General features: G+C 44.8%; 16 protein-coding genes. 11 read left to right on the plus strand and 5 right to left on the minus strand.

Going from position 1 to position 18922, the window contains the following annotated elements; genetic code table 11:
- Positions 1-52 precede the first annotated feature (52 nt).
- From prpF to L1D23_RS12070, 5 genes are all read right to left on the minus strand, one after another.
- Positions 53-1243 carry a 2-methylaconitate cis-trans isomerase PrpF gene (gene prpF / locus L1D23_RS12050; protein WP_239866576.1) on the minus strand — a complete coding sequence of 397 codons (1191 nt, stop codon included), beginning with the start codon at positions 1241-1243 and terminating at the stop codon, positions 53-55.
- A gap of 9 nt (positions 1244-1252) precedes the next feature.
- Positions 1253-3844, minus strand: a complete 2592-nt coding sequence (acnD, locus tag L1D23_RS12055; protein WP_239866578.1) for a Fe/S-dependent 2-methylisocitrate dehydratase AcnD — start codon at positions 3842-3844, stop codon at positions 1253-1255.
- Positions 3845-3924: 80 nt separating this feature from the next.
- On the minus strand, positions 3925-5052 hold the full coding sequence (gene prpC, locus L1D23_RS12060) for a 2-methylcitrate synthase (RefSeq protein WP_239866580.1): 1128 nt from the start codon (positions 5050-5052) through the stop codon (positions 3925-3927).
- Positions 5053-5174: 122 nt separating this feature from the next.
- Complete coding sequence (gene prpB / locus L1D23_RS12065; RefSeq protein ID WP_239866582.1) at positions 5175-6071, minus strand: methylisocitrate lyase; 897 nt, start codon at positions 6069-6071, stop codon at positions 5175-5177.
- A gap of 12 nt (positions 6072-6083) precedes the next feature.
- Complete coding sequence (locus L1D23_RS12070) at positions 6084-6788, minus strand: GntR family transcriptional regulator (RefSeq protein WP_239866584.1); 705 nt, start codon at positions 6786-6788, stop codon at positions 6084-6086.
- A 281-nt stretch (positions 6789-7069) separates the two neighbouring features.
- On the opposite strand from L1D23_RS12070, the gene L1D23_RS12075 reads away from it, so the two are divergent.
- The 11 genes from L1D23_RS12075 to tssF all read left to right on the plus strand — a co-directional run bounded on the left by L1D23_RS12075 (position 7070) and on the right by tssF (position 18902).
- On the plus strand, positions 7070-7867 hold the full coding sequence (locus L1D23_RS12075) for a hypothetical protein (RefSeq protein ID WP_239866587.1): 798 nt from the start codon (positions 7070-7072) through the stop codon (positions 7865-7867).
- A 191-nt stretch (positions 7868-8058) separates the two neighbouring features.
- Entirely contained in the window at positions 8059-10041 is a 1983-nt protein-coding gene (gene tssI / locus L1D23_RS12080) for a type VI secretion system tip protein TssI/VgrG (protein ID WP_239866589.1), read from the plus strand.
- Positions 10042-10045: 4 nt separating this feature from the next.
- On the plus strand, positions 10046-10615 hold the full coding sequence (locus L1D23_RS12085) for a hypothetical protein (RefSeq protein ID WP_239866590.1): 570 nt from the start codon (positions 10046-10048) through the stop codon (positions 10613-10615).
- Positions 10612-10914 carry a PAAR domain-containing protein gene (locus tag L1D23_RS12090; protein WP_239866591.1) on the plus strand — a complete coding sequence of 101 codons (303 nt, stop codon included), beginning with the start codon at positions 10612-10614 and terminating at the stop codon, positions 10912-10914. Before L1D23_RS12085 ends, L1D23_RS12090 begins: the two co-directional genes overlap by 4 nt.
- A 402-nt stretch (positions 10915-11316) precedes the next feature.
- Entirely contained in the window at positions 11317-12723 is a 1407-nt protein-coding gene (locus tag L1D23_RS12095; RefSeq protein ID WP_239866592.1) for a type VI secretion system ImpA family N-terminal domain-containing protein, read from the plus strand.
- A 35-nt stretch (positions 12724-12758) separates the two neighbouring features.
- Positions 12759-13280, plus strand: a complete 522-nt coding sequence (locus tag L1D23_RS12100) for a type VI secretion system tube protein Hcp (protein WP_239836465.1) — start codon at positions 12759-12761, stop codon at positions 13278-13280.
- A 19-nt stretch (positions 13281-13299) separates the two neighbouring features.
- Positions 13300-13803 carry a type VI secretion system contractile sheath small subunit gene (tssB, locus tag L1D23_RS12105; protein WP_239836466.1) on the plus strand — a complete coding sequence of 168 codons (504 nt, stop codon included), beginning with the start codon at positions 13300-13302 and terminating at the stop codon, positions 13801-13803.
- Entirely contained in the window at positions 13803-15281 is a 1479-nt protein-coding gene (tssC, locus tag L1D23_RS12110; RefSeq protein ID WP_239836467.1) for a type VI secretion system contractile sheath large subunit, read from the plus strand. Before tssB ends, tssC begins: the two co-directional genes overlap by 1 nt.
- Positions 15282-15341: 60 nt before the next feature.
- Positions 15342-16736, plus strand: coding sequence for a type VI secretion system contractile sheath large subunit (locus L1D23_RS12115; protein WP_239866593.1), 1395 nt, complete (start codon positions 15342-15344; stop codon positions 16734-16736).
- On the plus strand, positions 16736-17158 hold the full coding sequence (tssE, locus tag L1D23_RS12120; RefSeq protein ID WP_239866594.1) for a type VI secretion system baseplate subunit TssE: 423 nt from the start codon (positions 16736-16738) through the stop codon (positions 17156-17158). The genes L1D23_RS12115 and tssE overlap by 1 nt, the downstream gene beginning before the upstream one ends.
- Entirely contained in the window at positions 17151-18902 is a 1752-nt protein-coding gene (gene tssF / locus L1D23_RS12125) for a type VI secretion system baseplate subunit TssF (RefSeq protein ID WP_239866595.1), read from the plus strand. Before tssE ends, tssF begins: the two co-directional genes overlap by 8 nt.
- The last annotated feature ends 20 nt before the right edge of the window (positions 18903-18922 follow it).

The raw sequence follows: 18922 nt of genomic DNA on the forward strand, positions 1-18922 counted from the left end.
TTCCTCCAGTATGTCCTGACATTACTTACATCGGGTTTGTTACCGACGAGATTTATTCTTCAAAGACATTGGAGGGAACACGCACAAAGCCCTCCATCAAAATACGAGCGCTTCGGCTCATTGCGGCTTTTTCTACTACCCAGCCTTGGTTTGACTGAGTGGCCCTAGCGCCTACTTTTAGCGTTCCGGACGGATGCCCAAAAGTCACTGAATGCTTATCACCGCCTCCAGCGGCCAAATTGACTAATGTCCCCGGCACACAAGAAGCTGAAGCAATGGCAACTGCGGCTGTTCCCATCATTGCGTGATGTAACTGGCCCATAGATAAAGCTCTCACCAGCAAATCAACGTCATTATAATCAATCTGTTTTCCGCTTGAGGCTTGATAGCTCTTCGCTTTGCTAACAAAAGCCACCTTAGGGGTATGTTGGCGGGACTCCGCTTCTTCGACCTTATCAATAAGCCCCATTTTTAGTGCGCCATAAGCTCGGATTTTTTCAAATCGTGCTAATGCTAACTCGTCACTATTGATATCTTGTTGAAGCTCAGTGCCGGAGTAACCAAGGGCATCGGCATCAATAAAAATTGTTGGGATACCAGCATTAATCAAAGTAGCGTTAAATGTACCAACCTCAGGTACTTCAAGATCATCGACTAAATTTCCCGTTGGGAACATACTTCCATCACCCGCAGCAGGGTGCATGAAATCCACTTGAATTTCAGCCGCAGGAAAAGTCACCCCGTCTAGCTCAAAGTCTCCAGTTTCTTGAACAAGTCCATTGCGGATAGGCACGTGGATGACAATCGTTTTTCCAATATTGGCCTGCCACACTCTCACAGCAACCACACCATTTTCCGGGATACGCTCTGCAGGGATTAGCCCAGCATGAATCGCGAATGGGCCAACCGCTGCCGATAGGTTTCCGCAATTTCCGCTCCAATCAACAAAAGGCTTATCAATGGAAACTTGCCCAAATAGGTAATCTACATCGTGCTCTGGCTGACTGCTCGGTGAAACAATAACGGTTTTGCTTGTACTCGAAGTCGCCCCTCCCATACCGTCGATTTGTTTGGCATAGGGATCTGGGCTACCAATGACTCTTAGCAACAACGCGTCTCGGGCCTTTCCCGGTTTTTGCGCCACCTCGGGTAAATCAGATAGATTAAAGAACACACCTTTACTCGTACCGCCTCGCATATAGGTCGCAGCGACTTTTATCTGGCTCGGTCTAATGTTATTCATAATCACTCCTTACTGAGCCAGAAAATCTTGAGCGAAGCGTTGCAATACACCACCCGCGTTGTAAACAGAGACTTCGTCGGCGGTATCAAGGCGGCAAGTAACCGAAACGTCGAGTTTTTCGCCATTTTTACGAGTAATCACCAAGGCGAGATCCGTACCCGGTTTAATATCTCCGACGACATCATAAAGTTCTGTGCCATCAAGCATTAATGATTTACGGTTGACTCCCTCTTTAAACTGCAAAGGTAGCACGCCCATTCCAACGAGATTGGTCCTGTGGATACGCTCAAAACCTTCGGCAACAATAGCTTCGACGCCTGCCAAGCGAACGCCTTTTGCCGCCCAGTCACGAGATGAGCCCTGACCATAATCGGCTCCTGCAACAACAATAAGGGGTTGTTTTCGGTTCATGTAGGTTTCGATAGCTTCCCACATACGCGTGACCTTTCCTTCAGGCTCAATACGAGCCAGAGACCCCTGAACAACTTCGCCTTCGTCTCTCACCATTTCGTTAAATAACTTAGGATTCGCAAAGGTTGCACGCTGCGCGGTAAGGTGATCTCCTCGGTGAGTCGCGTAGGAGTTGAAGTCTTCTTCAGGAACTCCCATTTTCGCTAGGTACTCACCTGCAGCGCTGGATGCAAGAATAGCGTTAGAGGGAGACAAATGGTCGGTTGTAATGTTGTCACCAAGTATTGCTAGAGGCCTCATTGCGGACAGTGTTCTTTCACCCGCCAATGCGCCTTCCCAATAAGGAGGTCTGCGAATGTATGTACTTTGAGGCCGCCAGTCATACAAAGGATTGCTGTTGCTTTGTTCATCATCAAGCTTAAACATTTGAATATAAACTTGATTAAACTGCTCAGGTCTAACGTACTTACCCACTACCGCGTCAATTTCTTCGTCAGTTGGCCAGAGGTCATTGAGGTAGATAGGCTTGCCCTCAGAGTCTGTACCCAGAGGATCTCGCTCGATATCGAAGCGAATCGTCCCTGCCAACGCATAAGCAACGACCAAGGGCGGTGACGCCAAAAATGCTTGTTTCGCGTAAGGATGGATACGCCCGTCGAAGTTGCGATTACCAGAAAGTATAGCCGTCGAATATAAATCTCGGTCAATGATTTCTTGCTGAATCTCAGGGTCTAACGCCCCACTCATCCCGTTACATGTCGTACACGCATACGCGACGATGCCAAAGCCAAGTTTTTCCATCTCTTCAAGCAAACCTGCTTCTTCAAGATACAACTTAGCAACTTTTGACCCCGGAGCGAAAGACGACTTCACCCATGGCTTACGCACAAGACCTAATTGGTTGGCTTTCTTGGCAACCAAACCTGCGGCGACCACGTTTCTTGGGTTACTGGTGTTAGTACAGGAGGTGATCGCAGCAATGATCACCGCACCATCGGGCAGTTGACCTTCATTCTCTTGCCACTGGCCTGCAATACCCTGTGAAGCTAGCTCTGACGTTGGTAAGCGGCGATGTGGATTCGAAGGGCCGGCCATATTGCGTGTCACTGCAGACAAATCAAACTCAAGCACTCGTTCGTATTGCGCCGTATCTAAATCATCTGCCCAAAGGCCTGTTTGCTTGGCGTAGTTCTCAACCAGTTCAACTTGTTGGTCGTCTCGGCCCGTCAATTTAAGGTAGGTAAGCGTTTGTTCATCAATGTAGAACATGCCTGCTGTCGCACCGTATTCAGGCGTCATATTGGAAATGGTTGCACGATCACCAATCGTTAGGTCACTGGCACCTTCACCGAAGAACTCAAGGTACGATGAGACAACACGCTCATTGCGTAAGAACTCAGTGATTGCCAAAACGATATCCGTTGCCGTAATACCGGGCTGGCGTTTACCAGTGAGCTTGACACCCACAATATCCGGTAGGCGCATCATTGATGGTCGGCCTAACATTACCGTTTCAGCTTCAAGCCCGCCAACACCAATGGCGATAACACCTAACGCGTCTACATGCGGGGTATGACTGTCAGTTCCAACACAGGTGTCTGGATAAGCAATACCTTGCTTGGCTTGCACTACAGGTGACATTTTTTCCAGATTAATCTGGTGCATAATGCCGTTACCTGCAGGAATAACGCTGACGTTTTCGAATGCCGTTTTACACCACTCGATAAAGTGAAAACGGTCTTCATTCCGACGCTCTTCGATCGCTCGGTTTTTCTCGAACGCATCAGATTCAAAACCCGCATGCTCCACCGCCAGAGAGTGGTCGACGATCAGCTGGGTTTCTACCACAGGGTTCACTTTAGCGGGGTCGCCTCCTTGGTCTGCAATTGCATCACGTAAACCGGCTAAATCAACTAAAGCGGTTTGCCCCAAAATATCGTGACAAACCACGCGTGCTGGGTACCAAGGAAAGTCTAAATCGCGTTTGCGATCAATTAGTTGTTTAAGAGAGGCTGTTAGAGACTCAGGATCACACCGTCGCACTAATTGTTCAGCAAGAACTCGCGACGTGTAAGGGAGAGTCTCATAAGCTCCTGGCGTAATATCATTGACTGCTTCTCGGGCATCGAAAAAATCAAGATCAGATCCCGGAAGCGACTTACGATATTTTGAATTCACTGTACTACTCATATCATTGCTTCCATTCAGATAATATTCGGGTATCCGAGCCTCCCTACAAGCTGGCAAGGAGGCTCTTGGGTAACTGGGTGTTACCTCTTTTCGATAGGAACCCAATCCTGATGCTCAGGACCTGTGTAATCCGCACTTGGGCGAATAATGCGGTTGTTGGCACGTTGCTCATAAACGTGCGCAGCCCAGCCAGTCAGACGGCTCATGACGAAGATAGGTGTAAACAACTTGGTTGGAATGTCCATGAAGTGGTACGCCGAAGCGTGGAAGAAATCTGCATTACAGAACAGTCCCTTTTCACGTTTCATCACCGACTCGACTCGCTCAGAGACCGCATAAAGGTGCGTATCACCCACTTTATCTGAAAGCTCTTTCGACCAACGTTTGATTAATGCATTTCGAGGGTCACTTTCACGATAGATAGCATGGCCAAAGCCCATAATTTTGTCTTTATTGGCTAGCATCTGCATGATGTTGGTTTCTGCCTCATCAGGCGTCTGCCAGTTTTCGATCATTTCCATCGCAGCTTCGTTTGCCCCGCCATGGAGTGGACCACGCAAAGTACCAATGGCAGCCGTAATACAAGAATGGATATCCGACAGCGTCGAGGCACACACACGAGCCGCAAACGTCGAGGCGTTAAACTCATGCTCAGCATAGAGAATCAGCGAGCAATGCATGACCTGCTTATGCAGTTCACTCGGATCTTTGTCCGTGAGCATTTTAAGAAAATAGCCACCAATACAATCTTGAGACTGATCTTCGGTATCAATTCGAACGCCATCATGACTGAAGCGGTACCAGTAACAAATGATTGCTGGGAATAGCGCCAACATTCGTTCCGTCGCATCTTGTTGCTCAGAAAAATCCATTTCCTGTTCAAGGTTGCCAAGAACCGAGGAACCTGTTCGCATCACATCCATTGGGTGAGCGCTTGCTGGAACCAGTTCTAACGCTTGCTTTAGCTCAGCAGGTAAGCCGCGTAAGCCAATCAGACGCGTTTTGTATGCATCCAGCTCCTGCTGCGTCGGTAAGTGACCACGTAACAGTAGATGGGCTACTTCTTCAAACTGCGCGTTATTAGCTAAATCAGTGATATCGTAACCTCGATACGTCAGACCTGTACCTGTTTTACCGACGGTGCATAATGCAGTGCTTCCGGCGCTTTGACCTCGTAGGCCTGCACCACCTATCTCTTTAGTAGGCATGTTGAACTCCTTTTCTGTCCGCTCTGCCCTCTGAATGGAGCATTTTCTGTTCGGACAAGTTTCACGTTATTGAATTAAAAGTTTTCCGATACTTTTCTTAGGCTTCCGTTTGTTTCTGTTGGCTATTTTCCTTCTGAAAACAGCTGATCTAATTTGTCTTCGTAATCATGGTACTTGAGGTGTGCATAGAGCTCTTTACGTGTTTGCATCGAATCAAGCAGCGCCTCTTGATTTCCCTCTTTCAACAGGTGGGCGTACACCATTTCTGCGGCTTTATTCATCGCTCTGAAAGCACTCAATGGATACAGCACCATATCTACATTTGATTTGGCTAACTCTTCACCACCGTACAACGGCGTTTGGCCAAATTCGGTAATATTCGCCAATATAGGCACGTGTTTTCCGGTCGCTTGCTTTAGCGCTTCAGAGAACTGTGAATACTGCTCTAATTTGTTCATTGCCTCTGGGAAGATCATGTCCGCGCCAGCTTCGACACAGGCAATCGCTCGTTCAATGGCGCTATCCATTCCTTCAACTGCGAGCGCATCAGTACGAGCCATGATGACGAAACTTTCGTTATTACGCGCATCTACCGCAGCTTTAACTCGATCAACCATTTCCTGTTGACTGACAATGGCTTTGTTTGGTCTGTGGCCACAACGTTTTTGGGCAACTTGGTCTTCCATATGAACAGCGGCAGCACCGGCCTTTTCCATCGCTTTGATCGTGCGACCAATATTGAATGCGCCACCAAAACCAGTGTCGATATCCACCAATAAAGGCAGATCACATGCGTTAGTAATGCGGTCAACATCGACCAAGACGTCATTGAGGGTCGTAATTCCCAAATCAGGGAGACCGTAAGATGCGTTGGCAATGCCGCCACCTGATAAATAGATCGCTTGGTGGCCTATGTTTTTCGCCATCATGGCGCAGTATGGGTTAATCGTACCGACAATCTGCAAAGGATCATTTTGCTCTACGGCGGCTCTGAATTTCGCCCCTGGAGATAAACTCATGACAGTTTCCTTCTAGTCATTTTCAGCAAGTAAAATTTGTTGCTCTATTAACCGTCTGCTGCCTGAGATATGTCTTCTCATCAACATTTCGGCCAACTCTTCATCACGATTACGAATCGCCTGAAGGATAAATTTGTGTTCGTTCAGCGCTTCTTTTGGTCTGGATTGAGCCCGCGGCGATTGGTATCGATACATACGCAGCAAGTGATACAGCTCATCACATAAGAGCGCGATCAACTTACTATTGCGACTCGCCTGAATAATGCGATAGTGAAAATCAAAATCGCCTTCCTGATGAAAGTAAGAAGCGCCTGCAACTTCATCGATGTGCTTTGAGTGCTTGGCAAGCAATAGCTCCAAACTCAACAGCTCTTCCTGAGAGATATAGCGTGCTGCCAAGCGCGCAGCCATACCCTCTAAAGCCTCTCTAACCGCATAGATTTCAACCAGCTTTTCAGGCGAGAAAGCAATCACTCGTGCCCCCACATGAGGAATGCGCTCAATCAATCCCAGTCCCTCAAGTCGCATGATGGCTTCTCGCAGTGGACCTCGGCTTACCTCAAATCGTTTCGCCAACTCAGGTTCGGAGATCTTACTTCCGGGAGCTAATTGCCCCTCAACAATCGCCTCAATCAGTATCGAAGTCAGGTTTTCAGACTTAGTATGCTCTTTTTCAGCCGTTATACTTTTCATACGAGTCATTAATTCATCATTCATATGTCGCCCACTCGTGTTTTCGACTTAAATCTGTCAACAATCTCTGTGCAATGATTATAAAATAGCCGATGAAACTGTCGATAATCAAGATTATTGTCGACAATTTAGACTAAGGTATTACGAAAACGGGTAAGCACATCTGAATTTGAAACAATAAACAGAAGGGTTCTCATCATAGTTTGTGAAGTCTATTAGCAAGAATAAAATGAGAACAATGACTTAGCTCACTCGCAGCATTAGTATCTTTTATGTAGAAGAAACCATGGGAATCAATGGCAAGGATGCTGAATTCACTCACGAAGATATCTATAGGTATAGTGCTAGGCCTTGGATTGACGGCCTGCTCATTCTTTTCGGCACCAGAAAGAGAGCCTTACTATCCAACTCTAAGAGATGCTGTCTATTCCGATGAAGACATTAGGGTAATAGAATCAAACAACATCCTTAAAACCGCAATTAAATCCAACCATTATGTTCAGGTCGCTGACCGCGCTGCCGTCAACAATAATGCGCACAAAATCTTCGCCGAAATACTTAATAGTTCCACTATTCTCCTTAGCGATATTCAGAACTCACGTTTCCATGACGGACTGGAATTCATCATTAAGCAGTTCACCTGTGAGCTGTATGCAAGCCAGCAGCCTTCAGATTCTGTTCAGCTTTGTCCGTTTTCCTCTCAAATTGTCGACAATAATCTTCATTATCTCCCATTTGAAGATGGCTTGAGGCTGACTCAAAGGTTGAGCACCACATTGCATGACAACGAGGATACCTTACAGTTAGAGTTGTTCCTGAAGAGCACATATGAACGCCCCCTAACCTCTCTATGGGGGGCGGTTCACGAATTAGGTCGATTTAAGTACAGCCAGCTTGCAGAAGACAACCTTGTACTCACTGTAAATATGAAGGTCTACAAAAAGTCAGAGTCAAGCTTGCGCTGGGTGCACCTTCACCCAGATCCACTCATCTTCTTTGTAGTACTCCCCTCGGTTGACTCAATTCTAGCTCACCCTAATGAGTTGGAAGGTATGCACTTCTCCTATCAAAATGCAAAACTACTCGTTGTGGACAGTCGATAAAACTTGGGAATTCAGAAAGCGGCTCACACATTCAGCCATTTTAGTCGCAAAGCATCTTATATAAGCAGTGGTAGGATTTATTTACGCTTAGTTTACTGCTACTTTTTATAAATCCAACAAATTATACCTTATGTATCAGTATAATTTTTAAGGTCTTTTTTCATACAGACTCATCATTTCAAGGATAATATATGGCTGATAAGTATTCAGCGTCGGCTAGCTTAATTTCAGCAAAGGACTATAAGAATCAAGAGCATACGGTAAGCGAGTTTACTGTAACTCAATCTTTGTCTACTCCTTTTGAGATTACCGCGACTCTTGTCTCTTCTAATTTCAGCGTTAAAGATCAACTAGGCCAGCTGTTGACGATTAACCGATATTCCAATGAATCTGGCAGTAATACACTGCAGCGCTCTTTTAACGGTATTGTCGCTCGTATCGAGCAAATGGGATTGGATGCCAACCTGCAGTTCATGCAGTACCGAATCACTCTTCGACCATGGTTTTGGCTACTCACACACACGCACTCTTTTCGTGTTTATCAAACTCAGTCAACAAAAGACATCATTAGTGACATCTTTGATAACGCAGGATTTAAAGGCAAATATAAGCTTTCAAGCTTACCGTCGACCAAACGAGAATACTGCTTGCAATATAACGAATCTGATTTTGACTTTGTTACACGATTACTTGCCGAAGAAGGGCTGCACTACTATTTCGAGCATGAGTCCGGCGACCATACAATGGTCATTCAAGATGCTCAGTCTCCTTTCGACAAAGCCGACGTCGCCAAATTCGATATGCAGGAGACCCCTTCTGGCAGCTTACCTCTAATTAAGTCGTGGTCTCCTGTGATGTCCTTCCACGGCGCAAGTGTCGAACTCACAGCCTACGACTATTCGCAATCTAAGTTGGTCACAAGTAAAGCGAAAACCAGCAGTAACACTATCGCGAACAATACTAAACTTGCTTCTGTTCACTACCCTGAGCTAGGTATTAGTGGAGATATGACGGATCTTTCTAGTAATTTAGCAAAGCGCCGTATTGAGCAAATTGAGCAAGACTACCAATCTATCATTGCTCACGCAGAACACGATATGTTCGAAATCGCGACTTGGTTTTCTCTATCCAGTCACCTAGACAAATCTCAGCTCGGTGATTTTTCCGTCGTTAGTACATCCACACATTATTCTGATGATGTCCGTTGTGCAACGGAAGTTAAACTTATACCGAAAGCTACGCCAACCTATCCGAAACCTAGATCTAAACAAGTCGTCAATGGCTTGCAAAGTGCGACAGTAGCGGGCTCAACCGCTGGCGAGATAAATCAAGATGAACAAGGCCGAGTACGTATTCAGTTCCACTGGGACACCGAGGCTAGCGGTGACAAAACTAGTTGCTATGTACGTGTAGCACAAATGATGGCTGGAAGCGGTTATGGAACACAGTTTATCCCACGAGTTGGGCAAGAAGTTTTGGTTTCCTTCATTGATGGCGATCCAGATCAGCCGATTATCACAGGAAGCGTCTATAACAGCAAAAATGCCCCTCCTTACAAAGAAGCGAATACGACCAAGACGGGGATTAAAACTAAACTAACTGGCCAAACCAACGAGCTCTACTTCGACGATAAGAAAGACAACGAGCTGGTATATATTCATGCTGCCAAAGACATTACACAAGAAGTCGAAAATAATCATACCGAAACGGTGAAAGGTGAACTTAGTCAGTCTGTAACCAAAGCTATGACAATAGCCACTGAAGACAACTACACGCTCAATGTCACTAAAGCGATGAGTGGCTCAGCGAAATCAATCACACTTGAAGCAGATGACTCTATCGATCTCAAGGTGGGTTCTAGTAAAATTTCAATCTCCTCATCCTCAATTTCCATTGAGGCGACCAACATTGATATCAAAGCAAGTAGTGCTCTAAATCTGGAAGGGACGAATGTCACCAGCAAGGCAACCTCTGCGAATAAGATATCCGGTACGACTACAGCACTTGAAGCAACAAGTTCAAACAGTATTAAAGGGCTTAGCATCGCTATGAAAGCCAGTACAACATTAAGTGCTGAAGGCTCGCTCAGCGCTGAATTTAAGTCGGGCCTCAAAGGTACATTCGATGGTGGCGTATTAGGCGAGTTGAAAGGCGCCATTGTGAAAGTGAACTAAATCTATGTATAAAAAAATCCCTTACCAGAGCAGCACTCAAATATTGCCAAGGTTTCAAGCCTCTGATGAAGCAAAAGAAATCATTGGAGAAGAGTTACCGATAGACCAAGTGATAAGCAAACTTCAACAGGCTCGCTTATACAATGATTTAGTACAGTTCCTCGCGCATGCACTTCCTGTTCGAGAAAGCATCTGGTGGGCCTTATGCTGCGTATCTACAAGAAATGATGTCTGGAGCGACGCTCAAAAAATGGCTCTTGATACTGTCAAGCAATGGGCTCTCTCCCCATCAGAAGAACTGCGCAGACGAGCAGAATTGTTGGCAAACCGTTTAGAGCTCAATTGCGGCCCATCATGGCTAACCCAAGCCGTTTTTTGGAATGGTTCTGGCAGTATCGTCGCTCCAGATCTACCGGCAGTGCTACCTGACCCATTTCTTTATGCAAAAGCGGTCAGCGGTGCTATCAATCATGCGGCTTCACTGCCTGAGTGGGATAAATCTGAACAATATTATGAAAGTGCAATTGAAGTTGCACTTGATATTGCTTCTGGAGGAAACGGAGGGCTTAAATGACGCTACCAGCAGCAAGACTAACCGATATGCACGTTTGCCCAATGCAAACCCCAGCCGTTCCGCCAATCCCTCATGTTGGCGGCCCCATCACAGGCCCAGGAGCACCAACCGTTTTGATTGGTGGTATGCCGGCAGCCACCGTTGGTGATGTATGTGTCTGTGTAGGTACACCAGATTCAATAGTCAAAGGAAGTGCCACTGTTATGCTAACGAGTAAACCAGCAGCCAGAATGGGAGATACGAGCTCTCACGGCGGCAGTATCGTATTAGGTATGCCCACCGTTTTGATAGGCGGATAGCTAACTGCTAAATTTGAGCTGTTGTTGCGAAACGACAGCTCAATATGCCCTTCTGACTAGCAAACATCTCCTGAAGCATTTCATTTCGTCACGCAAATAGAACATTCGACTTACAGGGAGATGAAATACAAATGCCAAACGGTTCAAAAAAACGCCACCAAAAGAACAAAAAACCACCACTTTTATTTCCTGTAAACCACATAGAAAACAAGACATTGATAAAAAATATACGTCATCCGGCCAATTTTCTAGAAGCGGATCACCTTTCAAGGTAAATAATGAATTTGAACGAGCCTTTTCAAAAAATAAGCCTAGACTATGAAAGGTGCAGTTTTATTTACTAATAATAAGCAAGAACACTTTTTATAAACTTTTTTGTGAACAACTAACAACGGGCAATGTATGGTTGATATTGAAGCATTATTGAAACCTATATCAGAAGAGCAACCATCAGGAACATACCTGAAGTTAGATCGTAGTGCCTACCGTACATTAAGAAATCACTACAACACGGCTCAATCATCATTCCGTCAACTGATTGAAACGCCCGATGCCTCGAGTGATGAAGCTTTAATCGACGCCAATCAAAACAACTGGGACTTGTTGCGCACTTCAACATTTGATGCCCTCGTTTCTCAAACAAAAGATACAGAATTCTTAGGTTGGTACATTGCAAGCCAACTCTTTACTTCCGCACCTTATGAAAATCTCGCCAGCTCCACTAAGGTTTTGGTGGGCTTTGTTGAATCTTTCTGGACAACTCTTAATCCTCACCCTCCAATTGAAAAGCTAAAGAGCAGCGAGGAGGCAGGTCAAACTAAAGAGCTGATTGAATTTAGGACCAAACCTTTATTACAGTTAGTTGGGGAAAGCCAAGATTCGACAGCACTGTACATGCCTCTGCAAATGATTGGCCTCATCGATGAGCTATCTTTTGGTGATTTTCTACGTGCAGAACGAGCGGGAACCATCGCCGATCTAAAAGGCCGAGCTCAATCTCTATTTTCTAAAGAAGTAGAAGACACGCTCAATGCTCTTTCTGAAAGCTATCAAAATTTTGATGAGGCAGAGAAGCGAATTGCAAAAGAATGCCAATCTGCTGGTGTCGCTCCGGTTAGCTTTAAGTTTGTCAAAGCCAACATTGCGGACTTAATCAATGCTATCCAGTATTTAGTTGGGGATAAATTCACACGTTGGCCACTAGATAGTGAATACAAGCAAGCTGCCGATGAACCAGCTTCTGAAACTAATGCTATGTCTCAGCCAAGCAATAGCATTGAAGCTCCTCAATCAGAGTCAATAACCTCAGACACAGTTATTGAGCAAGCGTCAGCACAAAGCCAAGTACAGCAAGCAATTCAAGCTACCGATGAACAACCAGTTAACATAGCGCCGGGCGTAATAACGAATCGTGATCAAGCTTTTCACGAGCTGCGTAAGATTTCTGAGTTTTTCCAACAAACAGAGCCTCATAGCCCTATTCCATTTCTACTTGAAAGAGCGATTCGATGGGGTTACATGAGCTTGCCAGAACTGTTGAATGAAATGACGGGGGGTAACTCCGGCGTTATTGCCCATATCAACCAAATATCGGGTATGGACAACTTAGCTCAAACAGATCTGAGCAATAGGCCAATGACTTCAACACAAACTTTATCCTCTGCATCTGTGCTAGCACAGGCAGGTGCTCATGTTCCGTCTCCGCAGACTTCCGCTCCTTCGGAGCCAGTCACAACGAGCGAACAAAATACTCAACCTGAAGCGAACACTACTCAGCCTGAAAGCGGTATTAGTAACTTCGAGTGGTAAATACACTACATGCTTAATTAGCGAAGGAGATCAACATGGCTTCTATTTTCATGAGAATTGATGGCACTACACCTAAAGGTGCGGCAACAGTAGAAAAGATCGGTGGTAAAGATGGCTTCTTTGCTATTGATACCGTTACTTGGAACGCAGTACGTGGTGTAGGTATCGATGTAGGTAATGCAAACAACGCAGACCAAGGTATGGTGGCACTAGGCGAAGTCAACATTACTCGTGGCTGTGATGGCGCAACACCTCACCTAACGACTTTCCTTTACGCTCCTGGCGGTGAAGGTAAAACAGTTGAGATCGTGATGACTAAACCTAACCGTGAAGGTTCTGGTGCAGATCCATATCTAATCCTAACGTTGAAAGCTGCTCGTATGTCTAGCTACAACATGGCTGGTTCTGACGGCACTCTACCAAACGAATCTTTCTCTCTAACTTACACTGAAATCTCGAAAGCTTACTACATCGAAGGTGAAGGCGGTAAGATCGAGAAAGGTCCAGAAGTAGGCTTTGATGCAACCACTGCAAAAGTTACTTCGACTGCTGCTTAATTAGTTAAGGAGAACCATTGTGGCACTAAATTCCCAACACAAACGTGTAAGTAAAAACCGCGTAAGTATTACTTACGATGTGGAAACTAATGGCGCTGTAGAAACCAAAGAACTCCCATTTGTGGTTGGGGTAATTGGTGACTACTCTGGCCATAAACAAGACAAGGAAGACGTTGAAGATCGTACTTTCTACAACGTTGACAAAGACAACTTTGATACTGTGATGAAGCGCGTGGGTCCAGAGTTGTCTTTGAAAGTCGATAACGTACTTGCAGACGATGACAGTCAGTTTGAAGCAAACTTGAAGTTCAATTCGATGAAAGACTTTGAACCGGAAGCCATCGTCGAGCAAGTAGAACCTCTAAAGAAACTTGTTGAAACCCGCAATCAGCTTAAGGTTCTACTTTCAAAAGCAGACCGCTCTCGTGATCTAGAGAAGCTACTGAAAGAAGTTCTGCAAAGTGCCGATACAATCAATGCACTGTCGGAAGAGCTTGGTGTCAATAAGGAAGGAGGCGAATAATGAGTACAGAAGCTGAAAATCAAACGCAAACCGAAGCAGCAGAAGGTTCGTTAAGTTTTCTTGACCGAGCCATTGAGGCAACCACTCAGACACCAGCTGATACAACGAAAGAACTGTTTTCAGTCCTTACAGAACAAGCGCTTTCAGGTACTGTAACGTGGGATAAAAACGTTACTAAAACTATCGAGAATGCCATTTCTGAAATCGATAAGAAGCTTTCTAAGCAGCTTTCAGAAGTTATGCAGCAGAAAGAGCTTCAAAAACTCGAAGGTTCATGGCGAGGATTACAAAAACTGGTTAAGGAAAGCGAACTTGGACGCGATCTGAAAATCAAGATGGTCGACTTTTCACAAGAGGAGCTGCTAGACCAATTTGAGGATGCACCAGCTATCGACCGTAGCCCTCTATTTAATGCTGTTTATCAGGGTGAATTTGGTACAGCAGGCGGTGAGCCTTATGGTACATTCATCGGTGACTACGAATTCAGTGCTAAAGACGAAGATGTTGCTCTACTTCGCTATATGGGTGAAGTTGCCGCTGCGTGTCATGCACCATTTGTAGCCGCAGCAAACGCTCAAATGTTTGAGTTTAATGACTTCACTACTTTTGACGAAGGTAAACCTGTTGCAGCTGGTTTTGACTCACCTGCTTATGCCGCATGGAATGCATTCCGTGAAAGTGACGACGCTCGATACGTAACGCTGACTCTGCCAAGAACCCTAGCCCGTTTGCCTTATGGTGCTAAAGGTCTTGGTACAGAGCTATTTGACTACGAAGAGCTTGATACAGACATGGATGGTAATCCAAACCCATCAAGTAATGATCAGCTAGTATGGTCTAACGCCGCTTATGACCTTGGTTTGAAAATGACTCAGGCATACACGGCTTCTGGCTGGTGTACTTCTATCCGTGGTCTTGATAACGGTGGTAAAGTAGAAAACCTACCAAACCTAACTTACAAAACAGAAGCTGGTGACTTAGTTCAACAGTGTCCAACAGAAGTGAACCTTACTGATGAGCGTGAAAAAGAACTCAGCGATCTAGGCTTCCTGCCTCTCGTTCATTATAAGAATTCGAACTACGGTGTATTTATTGGTGGTCAAACAACTCAGAAGCCAAAAACTTACACTGATCCAGATGCAACAGCTAACGCTGCTATTTCTGCACGTCTTCCATACATCATGGCAAGTAGCCGCATCGCGCACTACTTGAAAGTAATGGGACGTGACAAGCTAGGTTCAAATTTAGAAGCGCCAGACATTCAACGTGAACTTCAACTTTGGATCGATCAATACACCAATGCTGGTGCGATTGGTAACGAACAACGTGCGAAAACTCCGCTTTGTGAATCTAGAATCGAAGTGGTTGAGCAACCAGGTCGTCCTGGTTCATATTCCGCTGTCGCTCACCTACGCCCATGGCTACAACTGGAAGAGCTAACAACCTCAGTACGCATGGTTGCTAAAATTCCAGGTTAACCAAAACTAAGGCCGGAACCATCCGGCCTTCCTTTCTGTTATTTACCACCTAAGGAAAATATGAAACTGAATTTTGATGCGGGTTGGCAACAAAGGTTTACCACCTTAGACAGCAAAAAAAGCGACTTTCTAAGAGACGCGCTCTTTTTGCTGTCCGAAGCTAATCCAGGCGCCTTAGAAAATAAACCGTCACTAGTTAATTTCATTTCTCGACTTGTCGCTTTTTTAGATGATGCACTGTCAAAACAGCTCGATGAAATCCTTCATGATAGAGACTTTGAGCACCTTCATAGCAGTTGGCTAGGTTTACAAGGCCTCGCCACATTACCTGTAAACAAACAACGCACTAAACTAAAACTCCTTGATATGGACTGGAGTGAAGTGTCTGCGGACGTTAACCAAGCCTACAATATCAAGGCTTCCAATCTGTTCAACAAAATCGGTAATCAAGAATTAAATACTCTAGGCGGTCATCCATTTGGTTGTATAGTTTACACACACCCAATTGCAATCGATATGGATTTTGATGCCGACTATGATGATCTTTTCACTGTAGAGCTTCTCAGTAAACTTGGGGAGTCAACACTTTGCCCAATGATCTTTTCACCCGATGAGCAATTTTTTGTCGATTCCGGTGCCGATTGGCTTTCAGACATCAATCGAATAGATAAAATTCTCACAGGACCAGACTACCAAGCTTGGCAATCACTCCGTAGTAAGCAAAGCTCACGGTTTGTTGGCTTTGTGATGCCTTCGATACGTATGCGACATTGCTATCGCAACGCTAAGGCAGGTTTTATCTACAACGAGGTAGGAACTGGTCTGTGGGGTAGAGCGAACTTTGCGTTTGCAGCAACCATAATGCGAGAGTACCATCGCGTAAACTGGTTTGGCTTTCTCAAGTCACGCTGGAACGATAAATCTCAGGGTGCCGTTGTAAATATTGAACAGCAGAACAGTCTGTTTCTACGAGAGCCTCAGACAAGTGTTGTGCTCTTTGGCCAAATATCTACCTTTTATGCACAACATGGGTTTATCCCTCTCACTAAGAGTCCACTTAGCAACAAATTCTTTTTCAATGGAAATAACTCCATTTGGCAAAGTGGTACTTCAGACAACGAAAAGATATTAACTCAGATTCAAACCTGCCTAATGTCTTGCCGCGTCGCCCACTATTTAAAAGTTCAAGTTCGCGAAATGCTTGGTAGCTTTAATACTGCCGCGGAATGTGAGTTATTTTTAACTCAGTGGGTTGAAAAGTTTGCCAGTAATGTCACCTACGCAAACGAAGAGACGCTGGCTAAATACCCACTCAGTTTTGCCAAAATAAGTGTTTCAGAATCGGATAATCAACCCGGCAGTTTTGTCTGTACACTGAGAATTGTCCCTCAGTATCAATATGATCACTTTACAGGCGAAGTTGTTTTGACCACTGAGCTGGATGAGGCTGCGTGATGGGCTTTTGGAAAACATTTATTGACCCTAAGAGCTCAAGCCAAAGCGAAGAGATTGATGATATCAAGTACCACCTAACTAAGCTTCTTGAGTCTGAGTCCTCTCTAATCGATATTGATGACCGATTCACAGAGCTTCAACGCTCTAATTTGCGTTTTGGAATCGAAGATGTACAACTTCTAAGTGCCAGCTTGGACCAAACTCAACTCGCATTACGGTTAGAAAGCTATATTCGACATTTCGAGCCTCGACTTACTCAGATTATGGTTGAGTTACTTGAACGCAAAGAAAATGAAAACGCATTAGTTTTCAATATTATAGCCAAGGCTAAAACGTCTAAAGGGGAACAAGATCTGGTATTCGATTCTAAGATTTCACTCAATGATCTGACAACTGTAATGACGGAGGATAGCTATGACTGATCCTTTAATGCGTTACTTTGAGCAAGAACTGACTTTTGTAAGACGGGCTTTAGGTCAATTTGGTCAACAGCATTCAGAACATGCCGAGCGCCTTAATATCCATCAAGGCCAAATCGAAGACCCCAGCCTTGCTCGGTTGCTAGATGGTGTTGCTCTACTAAATGCCACTGTAGAAAAGCAGCTTTCCGAACAGCTTCCTGAAGTTGTAGAAGGTTTACTTGGCGTACTCTACCCTAGTTATACTCAAACCATCCCAAGCGTTGCTTATTTGCAATTATCCCAAGAAGAGGATGTTCCAGAGTCAGTACTGCTTCCTAAAGGAGCGCATTTTACTTCGGAAGCAAAAGGAAAACTTTGTCAGTTTACAACGGTAGATGACCTCAAGACAGCGCCATTCACCTTAACCGATACAACAGCATCCAGCGCACCATTTAGGTTTAATCGTCCTTCTGGCACCGAGCAATCAACAGCGGTTATCCAACTTTCACTCGCTACGGGCGATCCAGATAAATATTTTTCTCAACTGGATCACCAAGATTTAGATCTTTTCGTACAAGGTTTTGAAAATAATGCGGACTCACTTGTCGAGCTGCTCTTGGGTCAGACTAAAGCCATTTCTATCTCTGATAGCGACTGCGAAAAGCATGTTGTTTTATTGGCAGAAAAACTGAAAAGCCGAATCAGTGATCTCAATTTTTTATTTCTTCCTCAAAAAGGCAATCAGTTCTCTGGCTTCCAGCTCATCAGTGAATTTTTCTTTTTCAAAGAGAAGCGTCAGTTTTTCCGATTAAAGGACTTTGGGCAAGCGATCAAGCAATTTGAATGTGCGGAAATCAAATTAAACCTATTTATGAATTCGATACCAACAGAATTCATGCGCCTATTTGATAATCAAGTGTTTAAGCTCGATATTGTTCCAGCTGTTAATCTATTTGAGCAAACTGGTGAACCGACCCATTATGATCAACGCTGCCTCAGCATACCTGTCAATGCAGACGCACACAGTGAAAGTGACATTGAGGTCGTTGAAGTAAAAGAAGTGTTCGAGATCACGCCTCAAGGTGAGAAACCATTGCTCCCTCTATTTAGGGACAGCTACAAATCAAACCCAAATGCCGATTACTGGCAAAGCTCCCGGGATATCAACGGTCAGTTTAAGCTTGCGATCAGCCTAAAACCTAACCATGACTTAGAGTTCAACAAACTCTATGGTACCCACCTACTGTGTACCAATGGAAAACAAGCGTGCGGTATTAATGGTGATATGGAGTGCTTGGAAAGCATAGATTTGCCCGGTTCTTTTAAAGCGATTTATCCACCGACAGCTCCCATTGAACGAGAACAAAACCTCAACTTGCACTGGCAATTTGTTGGCTTGTTGAATGGTAACTTTTCTTCCTTGCTGCACTCTGATAACCCAACAGAAAAGCTAAAGCAGATGCTGCAGCTTTGCAGCAGAGAGCAAATCTCAGCGGAGGAGATTCAAACCATTCACAGCGTTTCTATTCGGTCTCAGGTTTCTGCGATACGAATTATGGGTAAAAACGTCTTCTCTCCTGGCACTGAAATTGAATTAACACTCGATACACAAAGCGGATTCCTCGTATTTAGCGATGTCCTTAACCGCTTTTTCCAACAGTTTTGTAGCTTTGACCGGTATATTCAATTATCCATTCGAATTTACGGTAGAGATGGCATTGCAAAACGCTACCCTAAAATCCATGGGAGCCAACTAGCTATGTAATCGCTAGTTGAGGAATATGT

The sequence above is a fragment of the Vibrio sp. Isolate24 genome, assembly GCF_022398215.1.
Lineage (GTDB): Bacteria > Pseudomonadota > Gammaproteobacteria > Enterobacterales > Vibrionaceae > Vibrio > Vibrio coralliilyticus_A.

What these genes read in the sequence shown, in the direction of transcription:
- prpF (WP_239866576.1), bottom strand. Translation starts at nt 1,243, where the DNA reads ATGAATAACATTAGACCGAGCCAGATAAAAGTCGCTGCGACCTATATG.
- acnD (WP_239866578.1), bottom strand. Translation starts at nt 3,844, where the DNA reads ATGAGTAGTACAGTGAATTCAAAATATCGTAAGTCGCTTCCGGGATCT.
- prpC (WP_239866580.1), bottom strand. Translation starts at nt 5,052, where the DNA reads ATGCCTACTAAAGAGATAGGTGGTGCAGGCCTACGAGGTCAAAGCGCC.
- prpB (WP_239866582.1), bottom strand. Translation starts at nt 6,071, where the DNA reads ATGAGTTTATCTCCAGGGGCGAAATTCAGAGCCGCCGTAGAGCAAAAT.
- L1D23_RS12070 (WP_239866584.1), bottom strand. Translation starts at nt 6,788, where the DNA reads ATGAATGATGAATTAATGACTCGTATGAAAAGTATAACGGCTGAAAAA.
- L1D23_RS12075 (WP_239866587.1), top strand. Translation starts at nt 7,070, where the DNA reads ATGCTGAATTCACTCACGAAGATATCTATAGGTATAGTGCTAGGCCTT.
- tssI (WP_239866589.1), top strand. Translation starts at nt 8,059, where the DNA reads ATGGCTGATAAGTATTCAGCGTCGGCTAGCTTAATTTCAGCAAAGGAC.
- L1D23_RS12085 (WP_239866590.1), top strand. Translation starts at nt 10,046, where the DNA reads ATGTATAAAAAAATCCCTTACCAGAGCAGCACTCAAATATTGCCAAGG.
- L1D23_RS12090 (WP_239866591.1), top strand. Translation starts at nt 10,612, where the DNA reads ATGACGCTACCAGCAGCAAGACTAACCGATATGCACGTTTGCCCAATG.
- L1D23_RS12095 (WP_239866592.1), top strand. Translation starts at nt 11,317, where the DNA reads ATGGTTGATATTGAAGCATTATTGAAACCTATATCAGAAGAGCAACCA.
- L1D23_RS12100 (WP_239836465.1), top strand. Translation starts at nt 12,759, where the DNA reads ATGGCTTCTATTTTCATGAGAATTGATGGCACTACACCTAAAGGTGCG.
- tssC (WP_239836467.1), top strand. Translation starts at nt 13,803, where the DNA reads ATGAGTACAGAAGCTGAAAATCAAACGCAAACCGAAGCAGCAGAAGGT.
- L1D23_RS12115 (WP_239866593.1), top strand. Translation starts at nt 15,342, where the DNA reads ATGAAACTGAATTTTGATGCGGGTTGGCAACAAAGGTTTACCACCTTA.
- tssE (WP_239866594.1), top strand. Translation starts at nt 16,736, where the DNA reads ATGGGCTTTTGGAAAACATTTATTGACCCTAAGAGCTCAAGCCAAAGC.
- tssF (WP_239866595.1), top strand. Translation starts at nt 17,151, where the DNA reads ATGACTGATCCTTTAATGCGTTACTTTGAGCAAGAACTGACTTTTGTA.